The 16,391-nt window shown below is 70.1% G+C and carries 15 protein-coding genes; 6 read left to right on the top strand and 9 right to left on the bottom strand.

Going from position 1 to position 16,391, the window contains the following annotated elements; all coding sequences use genetic code 11:
• Positions 1-39 precede the first annotated feature (39 nt).
• From ACWGST_RS06200 to ACWGST_RS06175, 6 genes are all read right to left on the bottom strand, one after another.
• A complete protein-coding gene (locus ACWGST_RS06200) occupies positions 40-1,230 on the bottom strand; it encodes a serine hydrolase domain-containing protein (RefSeq protein WP_452045783.1) in 1,191 nt (396 codons plus the stop codon).
• A complete protein-coding gene (locus tag ACWGST_RS06195; RefSeq protein WP_452045782.1) occupies positions 1,227-2,156 on the bottom strand; it encodes an ATP-binding cassette domain-containing protein in 930 nt (309 codons plus the stop codon). The genes ACWGST_RS06200 and ACWGST_RS06195 overlap by 4 nt, the downstream gene beginning before the upstream one ends.
• Positions 2,153-3,112 carry an ABC transporter ATP-binding protein gene (locus ACWGST_RS06190; RefSeq protein WP_452045781.1) on the bottom strand — a complete coding sequence of 320 codons (960 nt, stop codon included), beginning with the start codon at positions 3,110-3,112 and terminating at the stop codon, positions 2,153-2,155. The genes ACWGST_RS06195 and ACWGST_RS06190 overlap by 4 nt, the downstream gene beginning before the upstream one ends.
• Entirely contained in the window at positions 3,109-4,002 is an 894-nt protein-coding gene (locus ACWGST_RS06185) for an ABC transporter permease (protein WP_452045780.1), read from the bottom strand. Before ACWGST_RS06185 ends, ACWGST_RS06190 begins: the two co-directional genes overlap by 4 nt.
• Positions 3,999-5,015, bottom strand: a complete 1,017-nt coding sequence (locus tag ACWGST_RS06180) for an ABC transporter permease (protein WP_452045779.1) — start codon at positions 5,013-5,015, stop codon at positions 3,999-4,001. The genes ACWGST_RS06185 and ACWGST_RS06180 overlap by 4 nt, the downstream gene beginning before the upstream one ends.
• Positions 5,016-5,088: 73 nt before the next feature.
• Positions 5,089-6,684 (bottom strand): ABC transporter substrate-binding protein, encoded by a 1,596-nt coding sequence (locus ACWGST_RS06175; protein ID WP_452045778.1) that lies wholly within the window; start codon positions 6,682-6,684, stop codon positions 5,089-5,091.
• Between the two features lie 129 nt (positions 6,685-6,813).
• Between ACWGST_RS06175 and ACWGST_RS06170 the strand changes: the two genes are divergently transcribed.
• On the top strand, positions 6,814-7,725 hold the full coding sequence (locus ACWGST_RS06170) for a LysR family transcriptional regulator (RefSeq protein WP_452045777.1): 912 nt from the start codon (positions 6,814-6,816) through the stop codon (positions 7,723-7,725).
• Between the two features lie 125 nt (positions 7,726-7,850).
• Positions 7,851-9,743 (top strand): Na+/H+ antiporter NhaA, encoded by a 1,893-nt coding sequence (gene nhaA / locus ACWGST_RS06165; RefSeq protein ID WP_452045776.1) that lies wholly within the window; start codon positions 7,851-7,853, stop codon positions 9,741-9,743.
• Between the two features lie 169 nt (positions 9,744-9,912).
• On the opposite strand, the gene ACWGST_RS06160 is transcribed toward nhaA, so the two are convergent.
• Both ACWGST_RS06160 and ACWGST_RS06155 read right to left on the bottom strand, forming a co-directional pair.
• Positions 9,913-10,119 carry a cold-shock protein gene (locus tag ACWGST_RS06160; protein ID WP_022893778.1) on the bottom strand — a complete coding sequence of 69 codons (207 nt, stop codon included), beginning with the start codon at positions 10,117-10,119 and terminating at the stop codon, positions 9,913-9,915.
• Positions 10,120-10,558: 439 nt separating this feature from the next.
• Positions 10,559-10,762, bottom strand: coding sequence for a cold-shock protein (locus tag ACWGST_RS06155; RefSeq protein WP_022893782.1), 204 nt, complete (start codon positions 10,760-10,762; stop codon positions 10,559-10,561).
• A gap of 364 nt (positions 10,763-11,126) precedes the next feature.
• Between ACWGST_RS06155 and ACWGST_RS06150 the strand changes: the two genes are divergently transcribed.
• The 4 genes from ACWGST_RS06150 (at position 11,127) to ACWGST_RS06135 (ending at position 14,553) form a co-directional block, all read left to right on the top strand.
• Positions 11,127-11,660, top strand: coding sequence for a VanZ family protein (locus ACWGST_RS06150; protein ID WP_452045775.1), 534 nt, complete (start codon positions 11,127-11,129; stop codon positions 11,658-11,660).
• Positions 11,661-11,664: 4 nt separating this feature from the next.
• Positions 11,665-12,492 carry a sulfite exporter TauE/SafE family protein gene (locus ACWGST_RS06145; protein WP_452045774.1) on the top strand — a complete coding sequence of 276 codons (828 nt, stop codon included), beginning with the start codon at positions 11,665-11,667 and terminating at the stop codon, positions 12,490-12,492.
• Positions 12,482-13,258 (top strand): NINE protein, encoded by a 777-nt coding sequence (locus ACWGST_RS06140; protein WP_452045773.1) that lies wholly within the window; start codon positions 12,482-12,484, stop codon positions 13,256-13,258. The genes ACWGST_RS06145 and ACWGST_RS06140 overlap by 11 nt, the downstream gene beginning before the upstream one ends.
• A gap of 173 nt (positions 13,259-13,431) precedes the next feature.
• Complete coding sequence (locus ACWGST_RS06135) at positions 13,432-14,553, top strand: carboxylate-amine ligase (protein WP_452045772.1); 1,122 nt, start codon at positions 13,432-13,434, stop codon at positions 14,551-14,553.
• Between the two features lie 25 nt (positions 14,554-14,578).
• Here ACWGST_RS06135 and ACWGST_RS06130 read toward each other — a convergent pair whose 3' ends face one another.
• Positions 14,579-16,291 carry an acyl-CoA dehydrogenase family protein gene (locus tag ACWGST_RS06130; protein WP_452045771.1) on the bottom strand — a complete coding sequence of 571 codons (1,713 nt, stop codon included), beginning with the start codon at positions 16,289-16,291 and terminating at the stop codon, positions 14,579-14,581.
• Between the last annotated feature and the right edge of the window lie 100 nt (positions 16,292-16,391).

Below are 16,391 nucleotides of genomic sequence, written 5' to 3'. Positions count from 1 at the left end.
CCCCACGAAGAGGCGACCGCCGCGGCATCCGCTCGTCGATCAGGCGACCGCGTCGCAGATGTCGCGGAAGAGCGCGGCGTGCAGTCGATTCCACTGCTCCGTCACCGGCTCGGGCCACGACGAGAACTTCGCGACGACGGTGCGGCGTGCCGGGTCGACCCAGATGAACTGACCGTGGATGCCGACGGCGTAGTACTCGCCGCGCTCGCCGCCGGTCAGCCACCACTGGTTCGAGTACGAGCCGCCAGGGTGCACGCGCTGGAACACGGTGCCGGATGCCGCGGCGGCATCGCCACCCGTGAGGGTGCGCCGCACCCACTCGGCCGAGACCACCCGCCGGCCGTCGATCACGCCCTCGCCGACCATGAGCTCGCCGACCCGGGCGAGGTCGCGCGCGGTGCACGAGATGCCGCCGTTCGCGAACCCGAACCCGCCCGGGTCGACCGTGATGCTCGCGTCGTACTCGCATCCGAGCCGAGACCAGAGCCGCTCGGAGACCGCATCGGCGTACCGGGAGCCCGTCACGTTCTCGACGACCCAGGCGAGCACGTCAGTGCCCGCCGAGCAGTAGCTGAACCGCTCACCGTGGCGCCCGCCTCCCCGCAGCGTCGACAGGAACGCGTAGGTGTCGACCGGATCGCCGGCGAGACGCGGGCGCCATCCCGCGACACGATCCTGCGCCTGCACGTGCGAGGCCGGGTTGCGGTAGTCCTCGTCGTAGTCGACGTCGACCGTCATGTCGAGCACCTGCTGCAGCGTGGCGTCGCCGTAGGCGCTGCCGGTGAGCGCGGGCACGTAGTGATCGACTCGTTGCGAAGGGTCGAGCAACCCCTCGTCGACGAGGGTGCCGACGGTCAGTCCGCAGATCGACTTGGACACGCTCATCAGCAGGTGCGGCGTGGCCCGCCCGAAGCCATCGCGGTAGAAGTCGGCCACGACCTCGCCACCGCGCACGACGACGAGGGCGTCGGTGAAGCTCTGCTCGAGACGTTGCTCGAGCTCGGGCAACGTACCGCGCAGCGCGCTGAGGCCAGGTCCGTCATGTTCTTCGGCGTTCGAAGGTCGACGTGCGATCGGGGCCGTCGGTACGAACTCGGCGACGTGGGCGAACGCCCATCGATTGTGCGGGGCATCCTGCCAGGTCTCGAGATCCGGCTCGCCGAGCGGGGCGCCGGCGGCACGCGGCCGGTGCACGTCACGGCCGATACGTTGCGGCAGCAGTGAAGTCACGACAGGATCCTGTTCTCGCTGAAGTCGTTGGGTTCGGATGGCTCGACGGGTCTTCGCGCGGCGGCGTCGGGCGACGCGGCGTCGGGCGAGGCGGCGTCGGGCGACGCGGCGTCGGGCGAGGCGGCGCCGGGCGACCATGTCTCGCCGAGCGCGACGGCGCCCGGCGTCTCGGGCATCGCGGCGAGGAGCCGGCGGGTGTACTCGTGCGCCGGGGTCACGAGCACCTCCGCTGCGGGCCCGACCTCGACCAGCCGACCGCCCCGCATGACGCCCGCCGTGTCGCTCATGTACCGCACGACGTCGAGGTCGTGCGAGATGAGCAGGTAGCTCAGCGCGTGCTCGCGACGGAGTTCCTGCAGCAGGTTCAGCACTTGCGCCTGCACCGACACGTCGAGCGCACTCGTGGGCTCGTCGAGCACGAGCAGCTTCGGCCTCGTCGCAAGCGCCCTGGCGATGCCGACCCGTTGGCACTGCCCGCCCGAGAGCTGATGCGGCAGCCGCTCGGCGTGCGCCCGGCTGAGCCCCACCTCGTCGAGCAGCTCGCGCGATCGCTCGCTCAGCGCGCGCCCGCGAAGCTTCATGTGCGTCAGCAGCGGCTCGCTGATCGACTGCTCGATCGTGAGACGCGGGTTGAGCGCGGCGACCGGGTTCTGGAACACCATGCCGGTTCGGGCGCGCAGGGTGCGCAGCGCACGCCCGGGCATGCCGGTGACCGACTCGCCGTCGATCCACGACGCTCCCGAGGTGGGTTCGATGAGCCGCAGCGCGCAGCGCGCGATCGTGCTCTTGCCCGATCCGGACTCGCCGACCAGGCCGAACGTCGTGCCGGCCTCCACCTCGAACGAGACGCCGTCGACGGCGCGCACCTCCGTGCCGTGCGCGCGGTAGACCTTGACGATGTTCTCGAGCTTCAGCATCGCGGTCATCGCCCGCTCACCTCGATGCACGCGGCTTCATGCAGCGGAGCGACCGGTTCGAGTCGCGGGTCGATCGTCGCGCAGCGCGGCACGGCGATCGGGCAGCGCTCACGGAACGAGCAGCCGACGACGTCGAGGAGGTTCGCCGGCACCGCTCCGCGGATGGCTTCGAGCGGTTGGCCGTGCAGGTGCCGGGCCGGCAGCGCGCCGAGCAACCCCTTCGTGTACGGATGCATCGGGGCCGCGAGCACCACGCCGGTCGGCCCGCTCTCGACGATGCGGCCGGCGTAGAGCACGGCGATGCGGTCGCACACTTCGCGCACGACGCCGAGGTTGTGCGTGATCAGCAGCACGCCGAACCCGAACCGGTCTCGCAGCGAGAGGATGAGCTCGAGGATCTGCTTGGCGATCGTCACGTCGAGGGCGGTCGTCGGCTCGTCGAGGATGAGGAGCCGAGGTTCGCAGAGGAGGGCCATCGCGATCATCGCTCGCTGCAGCATGCCACCCGAGAGCTCGTGCGGGTAGCTGCGGAAGATGCGCTCGGGCTCGGGCAGGCCGACCTGCTCGAGGTGGTGCAGGATGTGCGCCTTCGCCTCCGCCCGAGGCACCACCCGGTGCCTCGTCACGACATCGCGCATCTGCCGGCCGAGCGTGAACACGGGGTTGAACGCGGTGCCGGGGTTCTGGAACACGATCGAGATCGCGTCGCCGCGTGCCGAGCCCGGCCCGTCGAGCGGCTGTTCGACGCCGTCGAGCACGATGCGGCCGCTCGGCACGGCACCCTTCGGCAGCAGGCCGAGCACGGCGAGACCGGTGAGGCTCTTGCCGCACCCCGTCTCGCCGACGATGCCGACCACCTCCCCGGGGGCCACCGCCAGGGTGATGCCCCGCACCGGCCGGTTCGTCAGTGAACCGCGTTCGGCGAACGCGATCTCGAGATCGTCGATGAGCAGCAGGTCGGTCATCGCTTCACCTGTTTCGGGTCGAAGAAGTCGCGCAGCGAATCGCCGAGCAGGTTGAAGCCGAGCACGGTCACGAAGATCGCGAGGCCGGGAAAGGTCGAGATCCACCACGCGGTGAAGATCTGCCCGCGTCCCTCGGCGACCATGAGACCCCAGTCGGGCGCGGGCGGCTGCGCGCCGAGGCCGATGAACGCGAGCGACCCGGCCGCGAGCACGACGCTGCCGATGTCGACGGTCGCCTGCACGAGGATGGGCGTCAGGCAGTTGCGCAGGATGTGCCGCGGCAGGATCCGCCAGACGGGCACGCCGATCGAGCGGGCGGCTTCGACGAACGGCCGGTCGCGCAGCGACCTCGCCTCGGCGCGCACGAGCCGGGCGTACCAGGGCCACCAGCAGATCGCGAGCGCGAGCCCCGCGTTCGTCAGGCTCGGCCCGAGGATCGCGACCGTCACCATGGCGAGCAGCAGCGGCGGGAAGGCCTGGAACACCTCGGTCACGCGCATGAGCACTTCGTCGAGCCATCCGCCCCGGTACCCCGCGATGGCGCCGAGCGGGATCCCGATGATCGCCGCGATGCCGACGACGAAGAGCGAGATGGTGAGCGCCGGCCGCGCGCCGATGATCACCCGACTGAGGATGTCGCGGCCGAGCTGGTCGGTGCCGAACCAGTGCAGCATGCTCGGCGCCAGGTTGCGGTCGGGCACGCTCGTCTCGCCGAAGCCCTGCGCGGGGAACGGGGCGATCCAGGGCCCGGCGACGGCGAGCACGACGACCAGCACGATGAGGGCGAGCCCGAGGGCGGCGAGCCGGTCGGTGCGCAGCACCCTCACCACGCGGCCGAGGGTGCTGCCGCCCATCGGCACGAAGGCGGGCAGCGCGGTCGTCGCGGTCATGACAGCCTCACTCTCGGGTCGAGGCGTGCCTGAATGAGATCGACGACGAAGTTCGCGATCAGGTAGCCGGCGGCACCGAGCAGGGTGATCGCCATGATCGACGGGTAGTCGACGGCGAGCATGGCGCTGGCCGCGAACTGACCGATCCCCGGCCAGTTGAAGACCACTTCGACGAAGAAGGTGCCGGTGAGCGCGTAGGCGGCCGCGAGGCCGATGACGGTCATGGTGGGCGGCATCGCGTTCTTCAGGGCGAGCTTCCACCGGATGAGCCGGTCGCGGAGCCCGTAGGCGCTCGCCGTGAAGACGTAGTCCTGGCCGAGCGCCTCGAGCATCGATGCCCGGGTCATGCGGGCGACGAGGCCGAGCGGGTACGCGGCGAGCGTGATCGCCGGCAGCACGAGGTGCGCGAGACCGTCGGAGTAGGCGGCCCAGTTGCCCGTGATCAGGCTGTCGAAGAGCGGGAACCCGGTCACGGTCGTGATCGGCGAGACGTACTCGATCTGGGTGCTGAACTGGCCGGTCGCCGGCAGCCAGCCGAGTCGGCCGACGAAGAGCACCTGCAGGAGCAGGCCGAGCCAGAAGGCCGGCATCGAGACCCCGCCGATGGCGAGGAAGCGGATGGCGCCGTCGAGCGCCTTGCCCGGCCGCTTCGCCGCCACGACGCCGAGGACGATGCCGACCACCACGGCGATGAGCATCGCCGCGAAGAGCAGTTCGAGCGTTGCGGGCAGTCGGGCGGCGAGCTCGTCGAGCACGGGGCGCTTGGTGGCGAGCGAGTTGCCCCAGTCGCCGGTGACGAGACCGCCGAGGTACTGGAAGTACTGCACGACGAGCGGCTGATCGAAACCGAGCTGCTCGCGGATGCGGTCGAGCTCCTCGGGCGGGGCCTTCGGTCCGGCGTAGACGACCGCCGGATCGGCCGGGATCACGCGCGACAGCACGAAGACGACGACGGTGAGCACGAGCACGACGAGCGCTGCGGTGCCGAGTCGACGAGCGACGAAGCGCAACATGGTGACTCCTGAAGGTGGGGGGAATGGGCCGGTCGGCCCGGCGAACCGGGCCGACCGGATGGACCTGCGAGGCTCAGCTCGCGGGGCGGATCGGTGCGAAGAACGTCGTGAACGGATAGTTCTCGTTGAAGTCCGCCACCTCGAGGGTGGTCGGCGCGATGCTCACCGCCTGCGCGTCGTAGAGGAAGATGCCGGGAGCCTGGTCGACGAGTCGGTTCATCGCCTCTTCGTACTTCGCCTGCGCGGCCTCGCGGTCGCTGCCGGTCAGGGTGCCGGCCTCGTCGATGAGGGCGTCGTACTCGGGGTCGTTCCAGTAGCTGAGGTTGAAGAACGGCGCCTCGCTCGAGTGGAACAACGAGTAGAGGTTGTCGGCACCGGCGTCGCTGTAGGTCGGCCAGTAGTAGACGACGAAGATGTCCTGCGCGGTGGCCGGGTCGGCCTTCGCGTTCTCCCACTGCTGGTTGAACAGCTCGGCGCGCACCTCGAGGTTCACGCCGATCTTCGCGAAGGCGTCTTTGATGAGGGGCACGAACCGGGCCTCCGACGAGTTCTCGGATGCGTAGGTCAGGGTCAGCGTCAGCCCATCGGCGACGCCCGCCTCTTCGAGCAGGGCCTTCGCCGCGTCGAGGTCCTGACTGTACTGCGGCACGTCTTCGGAGTAGGGGAAGATGCCCTTCGGCACCGGGCCGTGCGCCTGCGTGCCGTACCCGGCGCCGCCGACCTCGATGATGTCGTCGTACGGCACGGCGAGGCTGAGCGCCCGACGCACCTTCGGGTCGTCGAGCGGCGCCTTGGTCGTGTTGAAGAAGGCGACGAAGTTGAAGGGCGAGTTCGCGGTGCGCACTTCAGCGCCGAGGTCGGATGCCACGGTGTCGATGTTCTCGAGCGGCAGGCTCGTGGCGAGGTCGACCTCGCCCGAGGTCAGCATCTGCTGTGCGGTGACGGCGTCGGGCGTGATCGCGATGTCGACGATGTCGTAATGCGGCGCCGCATCCTCGTTCCAGTACTCGTCGTAGGCCTCGAGCACGACCTTCTCGCCAGGGGTGTACGACTTCACGGTGTAGGGGCCGGTGCCCGCATCGATGCCCGCCTCGAAGTACTGGTCGTCGGCGGCCGAGGCTTCGAGCGCCTTCGGCGAGACGATCCACGCGCCGTACGTCGACGCGGCGACGAGGTCCATGGGTGCGGAGTACGCGAGGTGCATGACCACCGTCGTCGCATCGGTCGCTTCGACCGACTCGAGCGGGGCCCAGATGAACGAGGCGCCCGCATGGTCTTTGGCCGCGTCGATGCTCGCCTTCACGGCCTCGGCGTCGACCGGCTCGCCGTCGTGGAACGTTGCACCCTCGCGGATCGTGAAGGTCCAGGTGAGGCCGTCTTCGCTCGTCTCCCAGGATTCCGCGATGCCGGGGGTGAACTCTTCAGCGGCGCCCTCGGCGTTCTTCCACAGGAGCGGCTCGTAGACATTGCCGAGGTAGAGCGCCTCGGTCGAGAAGGAGCGCACCGGATCCCACGTGGTGATCGCAGCCGATGCGGCGACGGTCAGCACCGAGGAGTCGGAAGCCGGCGGAGTGCCGCCGGCGGCGCATCCTGCGAGGCCGGCGAGGCCGACGACCCCGACGGTCAGAAGAGAAAGTGCGCGACGGGTGCGCGCTCGGGTGACTGCCATGGCTGTGCCTCCTGCTGCGTGGGATCGCCGCCACTCGGGCTTCTGCGGCGAAGTTCGGCCAGTCTATGGACGCCGAGCCATAACGCACCAATACTTAGTTACCGTCAAAGCGATACCTGGGAGGCATCGATGGATCTTCGACTGCTGCGCTACTTCCTCGCCGTCTGCGAGAGCGGCACGCTGCACGGCGCTGCGACGGTGGTGCACGTCGCGCAACCGTCGCTCAGCCGCCAGATCCGTCGACTCGAGCACGATCTCGGTTTCGAGCTGTTCGAGCGATCCGCACGCGGCCTCAGCCTCACCGCAGCCGGCCGCGCATTCCTCCCGGTCGCCGAAGACCTGCTCACGCGGGCGACGCAGGCGAGCGCGACGGCCCGGTCGATCGCCCGCGGAACCGTGTCGGATCTCACGGTCGTCGCCGCACCGACGACCGTCGCCGACGTGATCTCCCCGTTCATCGTGCGCTCGGGCTCCGCCGGGGTGATCGGCAATGCCATCGAGGCGATGCCCGAACACGTCTATACGGCGATCGAGCGAGGCGACGCCGACTTCGCCGTGGGCACTCGCATCCCGCCCGCCGAACTGCGCTCGATGGTGCTCGGACACGCCTACCTGTGGGCGCAGATGCCGGCGAGTCATCCGTTCGCCGATCGACCGAGCATTCCGATCGCCGAACTCGTGCAGGAGCCGATCATCGTCATGAGCCGCGCCCATGGAGTGCGTCAGATGCTGGACTCGGCCGCGGCCCGGGCCGGACTCGCGTTCACCGCGTCGGTCGAAACGACCTCGCCCGTGCTCGCCCAGGCGCTCGCCGCGGCCGGTCGCGGCGTCTGCGTGCTCTCCGACGATCCGCACTACGACCTCGTCGCCGTGCCGATCTCGGCGCCGGGCGGCGAGTTGATCATCACCCTCTTCGGCGTCTGGGACGAGATGCACTACGCGAGCGAGCACATCGCCGCCTGTCTCGAGGAGCTCAGCCTGTTCAACGCCGAGCTGTACCCGCAGACGATGAAGTTCGGGGCCGACGGCGCGGTCGGCTGAGCCGCCCGCCGAGCGACCCGCGGAGTGACCAGACCTCGTTCGTGATCGACGACGCTTCGGTCCTGGCGGCGGGGTGACCGCCGACGCGCTTGTCGCGCTCTCCCGCGCCGAGGAGAATGCTCGCCATGACCAACCTGACCATCATCGAGCGGTCGCCCGACCCGGAGGATATGGACACGCGGTCTCGAACGCGTCGTTCGGTCGCCGATCACATCCGTGCCGCAGGCCAGAGCAGGGTCAGCGCACTCCTGCTCCTGCTGGCCACAGCTGCGGCGATCATCTGGGCGAACGTCGCGACCGGCTCGTACGAGAGCTTCTGGCAGACCCGGCTGAGCGTCGGCGTCGGCGACATCCACCTCGACTTCACCCTCCACGCCCTGGTCAACGACGCGCTGATGGCGATCTTCTTCTTCACCGTGGGGCTCGAGGTGCGACGCGAGTTCGCGATCGGAGAGCTCACGAGCTGGTCGCGCGCGATCGTGCCGGTGGTGGCAGCGGTCGCCGGGCTGGTCGTGCCCGCCCTGTTGTTCGTCTTCATCGCCGCAGGGTCGGGCCAGGAGCACGCCTGGGGCATCGTGATCTCGACGGACACGGCCTTCCTCATCGGGGCGCTCGCCCTCATCGGCCCGCGCGTTCCCGGTCGGCTGAGGGTCTTCCTGCTCGCCCTCGCGGTCGTCGACGACATCGGTGCGCTCAGCATCATCGCCCTCGTCTACACCGAGGACTTCAACCCGCTCCCGCTCGTCATCGCGGCCCTCGGCCTCGCCGGCGTCTACTTCACCCGCTATCTCCGCAGCGGTCGCGGACCGGTCTATGCGACCCTCGCGATCATCGTGTGGATGGCCTTCCTCGCGTCGGGTGTGCACCCGACGCTCGCGGGCGTCGCCATCGCGCTGCTCGTGCCGGTCTACCGCCCCGACCGGCGAGACGTCGAACACGCGCTCGACCTCGCGCGCACGTTTCGGCAGTCGCCGAACACCGAATACGCCCGGGCGGCGGCGAACAGCCTGCGCGAATCGATCTCCATCAACGAACGACTGCAATCGGCGTACGCACCGTACGTCGCCTACGTGATCCTCCCGCTCTTCGCACTCGCCAACGCCGGGGTGCAGGTCAGTCCCCAGATCCTGGCCGATGCGGCCCGCTCGCCGCTCACCTGGGGCATCGTCGTCGGCCTCGTCGTGGGCAAGCTCGTCGGCGTCTTCGGCTCAACCGCGGTGCTCCGCGTCCTGTGCCTGGGCGAGTTCGGTGCGGGCCTGACGCTCGATCGCATCGCGGGCGGAGCCGCGCTCTGCGGCATCGGCTTCACGATCTCGCTCTTCATCGTCGACCTGGCCATCGACGACCCCGGGGCGCAGAACGCTGCCCGCGTCGGTGTGCTCGCGGCTTCGGTGATCGCGTTCCTCATCGCCACCGTGATCTTCAGGATCTCGGATGCCGCTCGTCCGGACCTCGACGCGGGCCAGACGCTCGCACGGCCCGTCGATCCCGAGCGCGACCACATCTTCGGCGCTGCCGATGCGCCGTACACGATCGTCGAGTACGGCGACTTCCAGTGCGGCTTCTGCCTCAAGGCCTCGGGGTCGATCCAAGAGGTGCACGCCGAGCTCGGCGACCGGCTCCGCTACATCTGGCGACATGCGCCCCTCACCCAGTACCACCCGAACGCCCTCGCCGGCGCAGAGGCGTCCGAAGCGGCAGCACTGCAGGGCAAGTTCTTCGAGTTCGAGCGCGGCCTGTTCGCCGATCAGGAGAACCAGCGCCCGTCGGACATCGTTCGGCTGGCGGAAGAGCTCGGACTCGACGTCGAGCGGTTCGAGGAGGACCTCACCTCGCCCAACGTCACCGGGCGCGTACGCGACGACATGCTCGATGCCGAGGCGATGGGCATCACCGCCGTGCCGACGCTCTTCATCAACGGACGCCGGCATACCGGCCCCTACGACGCCCAGTCGCTGATTCGCGCACTCGAGCGAACCGCTGAAACGGCATCCTCGACGAACCGGTCGACCGAGTAGCCCGGGTCTCCCGGTCGCCTTCCGAGAAGTGCACAGGGCTTCGCAGAAATGCACAGAGCGGATGCCGCGGCGCACGCCTCACGAAGAGGCGGCTGCCGCAACATCCGCTCGTGGATCGGGTGCCTGCGCGCTCAGCGCACCGGCACCCGATCGAAAGGGATGCGAGAACTTACGAAATGACCGTGATGTTCTCAGCCTGCAGACCCTTGGGGCCGCGGGCGGTCTCGAATTCGACCTTCTGGTTCTCCTCGAGCGAGCGGTAGCCGCCCGATGCGATCGCGCTGAAGTGCGCGAAGACGTCGGCCGAGCCGTCGTCAGGAGCGATGAAGCCGAAGCCCTTGTCGGCGTTGAACCACTTGACGGTTCCGGTAGCCATATTCTTTTCCTTCTGTAAAGCCGAGCCGCCGAAGCTGCTGCGACGTGCGCGACCTCAGGAGGCCGTGCAGGGTTCCGACGGCGACGTCCGCCGCCGGAAGTTCGTGGTGCGAGCTGGTCGCACGGGGTTCGCGGCACTGCATGGGGCCGAACGGCCCGGCGTGCGAGACGCCGCGATCAGTGACCTGCGGGAGGAACCGGTGCGGGGCTTCGTCGCCGTCATCGCACCGAGTGCTTCGGCGTGAGAGATGTTGCTTCGTCCCGACTGGTCATCGGCTTCCCAGCCGTGTCATGTGGGAGAGAACCCACTGCAGATGCTTCGACTCTAGTCGCAACGCATGTGCAAGCGCTGGGAAACTTTCGGACGCGCCCACGCGCCGGCATGACGAACGCCCCCGCAGCCTGTGCTGCGGGGGCGTTCGCGTGGTGCTTGCCGAGGCCTACAGGCCGCGGATGTTCTCGGCCTGCAGACCCTTCGGGCCCTGTGCGACCTCGAATTCGACCTTCTGGCCCTCTTCGAGCGAACGGTAGCCGTTGCCCGAGATGGCGCTGAAGTGCGCGAAGACGTCGGCCGAGCCGTCGTCGGGAGCGATGAAGCCGAAGCCCTTTTCGGCGTTGAACCACTTGACGGTTCCGGTTGCCATACTGCTGTCCTTCTGTCCTATGGGCTGCTGGTGCGGCCCGATGCGATCGACGGTCGATCGCTGCCCCGCACGGCGGGTTGCCGACGGAGCGGGGGCGAGGGGCGGGTGTGCGCTCAGGCATCCGCCGTCTCGTATCGGGTCATGCCACGCGGATCGGTCCGCCTCCGGGCAATCAGATGGAGCTACGGGCGAGCGCCCGTTTGATGGAGGAATCAGTGAACATACCCTATCGGGTGGCGTTCAGGTTCACACGCTACGCGACCGAATCGTGACCTGGGAAGACATCCGGCCGAACTTCTCGAGAAGTTCCGCGATTCGGCTCGGTGTCAGCAGGCACGCAGCGAATGGGTGCAGAATCGAGGGCATGAACCGCCGCCCCCTCGGTCTCGTCGCTGCTGCATACGCAGCCGCGGTGTTGTGGGCGACGATCGGTCCGGCGCCGTGGCGCACGGCCGGGCATCAGCTCGACGGCGGCATCCTGAACCCCGAAGCGTGGACGGCACCCGTCACCTGGACGACCGGCTACCTCAGCGAGATCGCGTTCAACGTCGCCGTCTTCGTGCCGATCGGCGTGCTGGCGGCGCTGCTCATCCCCCGCCGACGGTGGCCGCTCGCGATGCTCGTCGGCCTCGCCTTCACCGTCGTCATCGAGCTCGTGCAACTGCCCGAGCCGACCCGCATCTCCGACCCGCGCGACCTCGTCATGAACACGACGGGCGCGGTGCTCGGCGTGCTGATCGTGGTGCTCGCCCGCGGCGTGCGCCGAGCCGGCCTCGTGGCCGCCTCGCTGGGCGAGCGCGTGCACGCGGCGACGGATGCCGCGGGGCCCGACCTCGATCCGCCCGAGCGACTGCACCCATCCGAACCCGAAACCGCCCTCGCCGCGCAAGTACAGTAGGCGGGTGACTTCCGCCGATTCGTCCACCGCCGCCGGGAAGCGGCGTGCCACGTGGCTTCGGCTGGCCGTGGTCGGTGCGATCGGCGGTCTGCTGTCGGGCGCGTTCGGCGTCGGCGGCGGCATCGTCATGGTGCCGTTGCTCGTGACCTTCGCCGGCATGGATCAGCGCCGCGCCTCGGCGACCTCGCTCGCGGCGATCGTGCCGACGGCGATCGTCGGTTCGATCGCCTATTTCGCGAGTGGCGAGGTCGCCGTGATCCCCGCCCTGTTCGTGGCCGCGGGCGGCATCATCGGTTCGTGGATCGGCGCTCGCCTGCTGCGGCGCCTTCCCCTCGGGTGGCTGCGGTGGATGTTCATCGCCCTCATCGTCGCCGTCGCCGTGCGCATGCTGCTCGACGTGCCCGAGCGCGCCGCGGCGGGGCTCGAGCTCGATGCGCCCACCATCGTCGGCATGGTCGCCCTCGGGTTCGTCGTGGGCGTGGCATCCGGTCTGTTCGGCATCGGCGGCGGCCTCGTGATGGTGCCCGCCTTCATCATCCTGTTCGGCATGAGCGATCTCGTCGCCAAGGGCACCTCGCTCGCGGTGATGATCCCCACCGCGATCAGCGGCACTGTCACGAACGCCCGCGGCGGCGTGGTCGATCTGCGCGCCGGTCTCATCGCGGGCGTCGCGGCGACGATCGCCTCATTCGGCGGCGTCGCGATCGCGCACCTCATGTCGCCCGAGGTGTCGACCTGGCTGTTCTCGGCCCTCATCGTGATCGCGGCGGTGCAGCTCTCGGTGCGCGCCGTTCGCATGCAGCAGAAAGAGAGGAGCGAACGTGTCGCTTGAGGCCGGTTGGTACGACGACGAGTCGGATGCCGCGTTGCTGCGCTATTGGGACGGCGCCGGCTGGACGCCCCACACGGCTTCGAGACCGGCGGATGTCGCGCCGAACCCGCTGCCCGCGGCGACACCGCCGAGCGCTCCGCCGGCCTTCGGTGCAACCGCGCAGTACGACCACTCCGCCGACGACGATCCTGGCGACGACGTCGACGAGTACACGATGGCCCGGCCCGCCGGGTTCTCGCCGCAGCCGCCCCTCGGCCAAGCCGCGCCGTACGCACCGCCGGCCTCCCCGTTCGCGCCGCCGGCGACGTCGTTCGCACCGCCGGCCGCCGCCGAGTTCCCGGCCTACACGCTGCCGGCTCCCCCCGGATACACCCTCCAGGAGCAGACCACCGCACCGCTCCCTCCCGCCCACGGCGCCGCGCCCGCCGCCGGGCAGTTCTCCTACGAGCCGTACCGCTCGGCGGGTCGCACGTTCATCGCGACCTGGCTGTTCGCGATGCTGCTCGGGTTCTGGGGCGCCGACCGGTTCTACCTCGGCAAGATCGGCACCGCGATCGCGAAGCTGCTCACGCTCGGCGGGCTCGGCGTCTGGGTGCTCGTCGACCTGCTGCTCGTGCTGACCGGCGCCCAGCGCGACCGCGACGGGCGAGCGCTCGAGGGGTACGACGAGCACAAGCGCACCGCGTGGATCGTGACGGGAGCACTCGTCGGCCTCTCGGTGCTGTCGAGCATCGTGTCGGGCATCGCGAACCTGCTCGTTCGCTGAGGCCGCTCGCACTCATCGCCAGGCGCACTCTTCGGCCGGCGCACCCATCGGCCGGTGCACGAAGCACCGAGCGCACCCCGCGTTCGAGGGGCCGAGCGACCTCGGGGCTTGACACGCGCACCGCGGATGAGGAGAGTTCGATCGTCTGCATCGCGCGCGGGGAGGTGGCCTCGGTGACAGCGGAGTCCACGTTCGGCATCGAAGAGGAGTTCGTCTTCCTCGACCCCCGAACCCTTCGCCCGTCGGATGTCGCCGCGGGCGCCTTCGACCACCTCATGGCCCGTGCGGAGTGGGCGCGCATCACGCACCGGGAGTTCCTCGCGTCGCAGATCGAGCACGCCTCTGCGGTGTTCACCTCGACGGCGTCGGCCCTCGACTCCCTCGTCGGCTTCCGGCGCGCGCTCGCGGCCGAGGCGGACCGGCTCGGAGTGACGGTCGCGAGCGTGGGCATGCCGCCCGACGCGCACTCCTTCCCGACCGTCACCGAGCTGCCGCGATATCTGCGCATCGTCGACGACATGGGCGGGGTCATCGCCGACCACCAGATCCAGGGTCTGCACGTGCACGTCGGCGTGCCCGATCACGACGCCGGCGTGCGCGCACTCAACGTCACACGCACCTGGCTGCCGTTCTTCTCGGCGCTCACCGGCAACTCGCCGATCTGGCGCGGCCACGATACGGGGTTCGAGAGCTGGCGCAACGTCGCGCAGCGCCGCTGGACGACGGCGGGCTGCCCACCGGTCTTCCGCGACGGCGCCGACTACGAGCGGCGCCTGCAGCGGCTCATCGGCGTCGGCGGGGTGAAAGACCAGGCCGTCATCATGTGGAACGCCCGGCTCTCGTCGCACCTGCCGACGATCGAGATCCGCGTTGCCGACGCGCAGCTCGAGGCCTGGTCGTCGGTGCTGCTCGCGGCCCTCTTCCGAGCCCTCGTCACGTGCGTGCTCGACGAGTCGATGGGCGGGGCCGCAGCGGTTCAACCAGTCGCAGAGGCGGCGCCCGGGCCCGAGCTCTTGAACGCGTCGCTCATGCACTCGGCGCACGTCGGCCTGCAGGGCGATGTGTTCGACCCCGTGCTCGCCGAGCTCCGGCCCGCCGGCGAGGTGCTGGGGCGCAGCATCGGCGCACTGCGCGCGGCGCTCGAGGCGGCCGGCGATCTCGAGTTCGTGCGCGACGGCGTCGCCCGGCTGCTTCGCGACGGCACCGGTGCCGCACGACAGCGAGCGGCGTTCGCGGCCGGCGACCGCCCGGGGCTGCGCGCGCTCTACGAGTCGACGTTCGCAGCGGCGCGGTAGCCCGCGCTCACGCCCGGGCCCACGCTCACGCCCGGGCGAGAATCCCCTCGAGATCCGCCCTGCGCGGCAGCACCCCGTACTGCCGACCGCCCTCATCGCCGAGACGCGTGCGCACGAAGGCGTCGGCGACGCCGCCGGGCGAGTACCGCAGCAGGAGCGATCCCTGCAGCACGAGTGCCAGCCGCTCGGTCAGGTCACGTGCGAGCAGGGCGGCGCCCGAGGCATCCGTCGCCGTCAGCTCGACCACCAGCCCGCGCACCGACTGCAGTGCGCGGTCGAACACCGCCGACTCCCCCACCGCCTCCTCGACCTCGGCGAAGAACGCCTCGAACGCCTCGGGCTCGCGCGTGAGCACGCGCAGCACGTCGAGCGCGATGACGTTTCCCGAGCCCTCCCAGATCGCGAGCAACGGCTGCTCGCGATAGCGGCGCGCGAGCGGGAACGCCTCGGTGTACCCGTTGCCGCCGAGGCACTCGAGCGCCTCGGCGGCGTGACCTGCCCCGCGCTTGCACACCCAGTACTTCGACACCGCGGTCGCCAGGCGCCGAAACGCCTGCTCCGCGCCGTCAGCATCGCTGTCGTACGAGCGCGCCAGCCGCATCGCCGTGAGCGTCGCCGCCTCGGACTCGAGCGCCAGGTCGGCGACGACCGCAGCCATCGCCGGCTGATCGACGAGCAGTTCGCCGAACGCGCGCCGGTGCCGCACGTGCCAGGCCGCCTCGGCGACCGACTGCCGCATGCCGGCGGCCGAGCCGATCACGCAGTCGAGCCGGGTGCGCGTGACCATCTGCACGATCGTCGCGACGCCGCGCCCCTCGTCACCGATGAGCCAACCCGTCGTACCGTCGAGCTCGATCTCGCTCGACGCGTTCGACCGATTGCCGAGCTTGTCCTTCAGGCGCTCGATGCGGAACACGTTGCGCGAGCCGTCGGGAAGCACGCGCGGCACGAAGAAGCAGCTGAGCCCGTGCTGCGCCTGCGCGAGCACGAGGAACGCGTCGCTCATGGGCGCGCTGCAGAACCATTTGTGGCCGGTCAGCCCGTACTCCGCGCCCCACGAACGCGAGCCGCCGCTCGATCCCGATCCGGCGCGGCGCTCGGCGCGCGTCGTGTTCGCGCGCACGTCGGATCCGCCCTGCTTCTCGGTCATCGCCATGCCCACGAGCGCCGACGCCTTCGTCACCGAGAGGGCAGGGTCGTACGAGCGGCGCAGCAGCCGGGGCATCCATTCGTCTCGAAGGCCGGATGCCGCGAGCTCGAGCGTCGGCACCGCCGCGTGCGTCATCGACACCGGGCAGGCGTGTCCGGGCTCGACCTGCGCGAAGAGGAGGAAGGCCGCCGCCCGATCGACGTTCGCGCCGGGGCCGGGCGCAGCGGCGGCGCCCGTGTGCGCGCCGGCGGCGACGGCCGCGCCGATGACCCGGTGGTAGGCGTCGTCGTATTCGACCTCGTCGATGCGCCGGCCCCAGCGGTCGAAGGCGTGCAGCACCGGCGGGTGCGTGTTCGCCCGCTCGGCGTCGCGCTGGAACCGCGCGGAGCCGACGAACGCGCCGATCTCGGCGAGTGCGGAGTCGGGGCCGGAGTCGGGGCCGGGGCCGGGTGCCGGCGCGCGAGCGGCGTGGGCCGCGGCATCCCGCCCCCATCTGGCGACCGCCTCGACGAGCGGGACGTTCGCGCCGAACTCGTCGACCCCGTCTCGCGGTGGTACCTGGTTCCGGACTTCGTGGGTGCTCGTCATCGCGACCTCCACCGTCATTCTCGCGCGCGCTTGCGGTGGGCGCGAACACGATATATCGTGTCTTCTCGCCGGACGCGATATATCGTGAATCTCGGCGTTC

This window comes from Agromyces sp. NPDC055520 (genome assembly GCF_053619715.1).
Note: the sequence above shows the minus strand (reverse complement) of the source record. Positions and strands in the feature narration are given on the sequence as shown.

Coding starts and splice junctions, on each gene's coding strand:
- ACWGST_RS06170 (WP_452045777.1), top strand. CDS start 6,814: ATGGATCTTCGACTGCTGCGCTACTTCCTCGCCGTCTGCGAGAGCGGC.
- ACWGST_RS06160 (WP_022893778.1), bottom strand. CDS start 10,119: ATGGCTACCGGAACCGTCAAGTGGTTCAACGCCGACAAGGGCTTCGGC.
- ACWGST_RS06180 (WP_452045779.1), bottom strand. CDS start 5,015: ATGTTGCGCTTCGTCGCTCGTCGACTCGGCACCGCAGCGCTCGTCGTG.
- nhaA (WP_452045776.1), top strand. CDS start 7,851: ATGACCAACCTGACCATCATCGAGCGGTCGCCCGACCCGGAGGATATG.
- ACWGST_RS06130 (WP_452045771.1), bottom strand. CDS start 16,291: ATGACGAGCACCCACGAAGTCCGGAACCAGGTACCACCGCGAGACGGG.
- ACWGST_RS06175 (WP_452045778.1), bottom strand. CDS start 6,684: ATGGCAGTCACCCGAGCGCGCACCCGTCGCGCACTTTCTCTTCTGACC.
- ACWGST_RS06195 (WP_452045782.1), bottom strand. CDS start 2,156: ATGACCGCGATGCTGAAGCTCGAGAACATCGTCAAGGTCTACCGCGCG.
- ACWGST_RS06150 (WP_452045775.1), top strand. CDS start 11,127: ATGAACCGCCGCCCCCTCGGTCTCGTCGCTGCTGCATACGCAGCCGCG.
- ACWGST_RS06185 (WP_452045780.1), bottom strand. CDS start 4,002: ATGACCGCGACGACCGCGCTGCCCGCCTTCGTGCCGATGGGCGGCAGC.
- ACWGST_RS06155 (WP_022893782.1), bottom strand. CDS start 10,762: ATGGCAACCGGAACCGTCAAGTGGTTCAACGCCGAAAAGGGCTTCGGC.
- ACWGST_RS06190 (WP_452045781.1), bottom strand. CDS start 3,112: ATGACCGACCTGCTGCTCATCGACGATCTCGAGATCGCGTTCGCCGAA.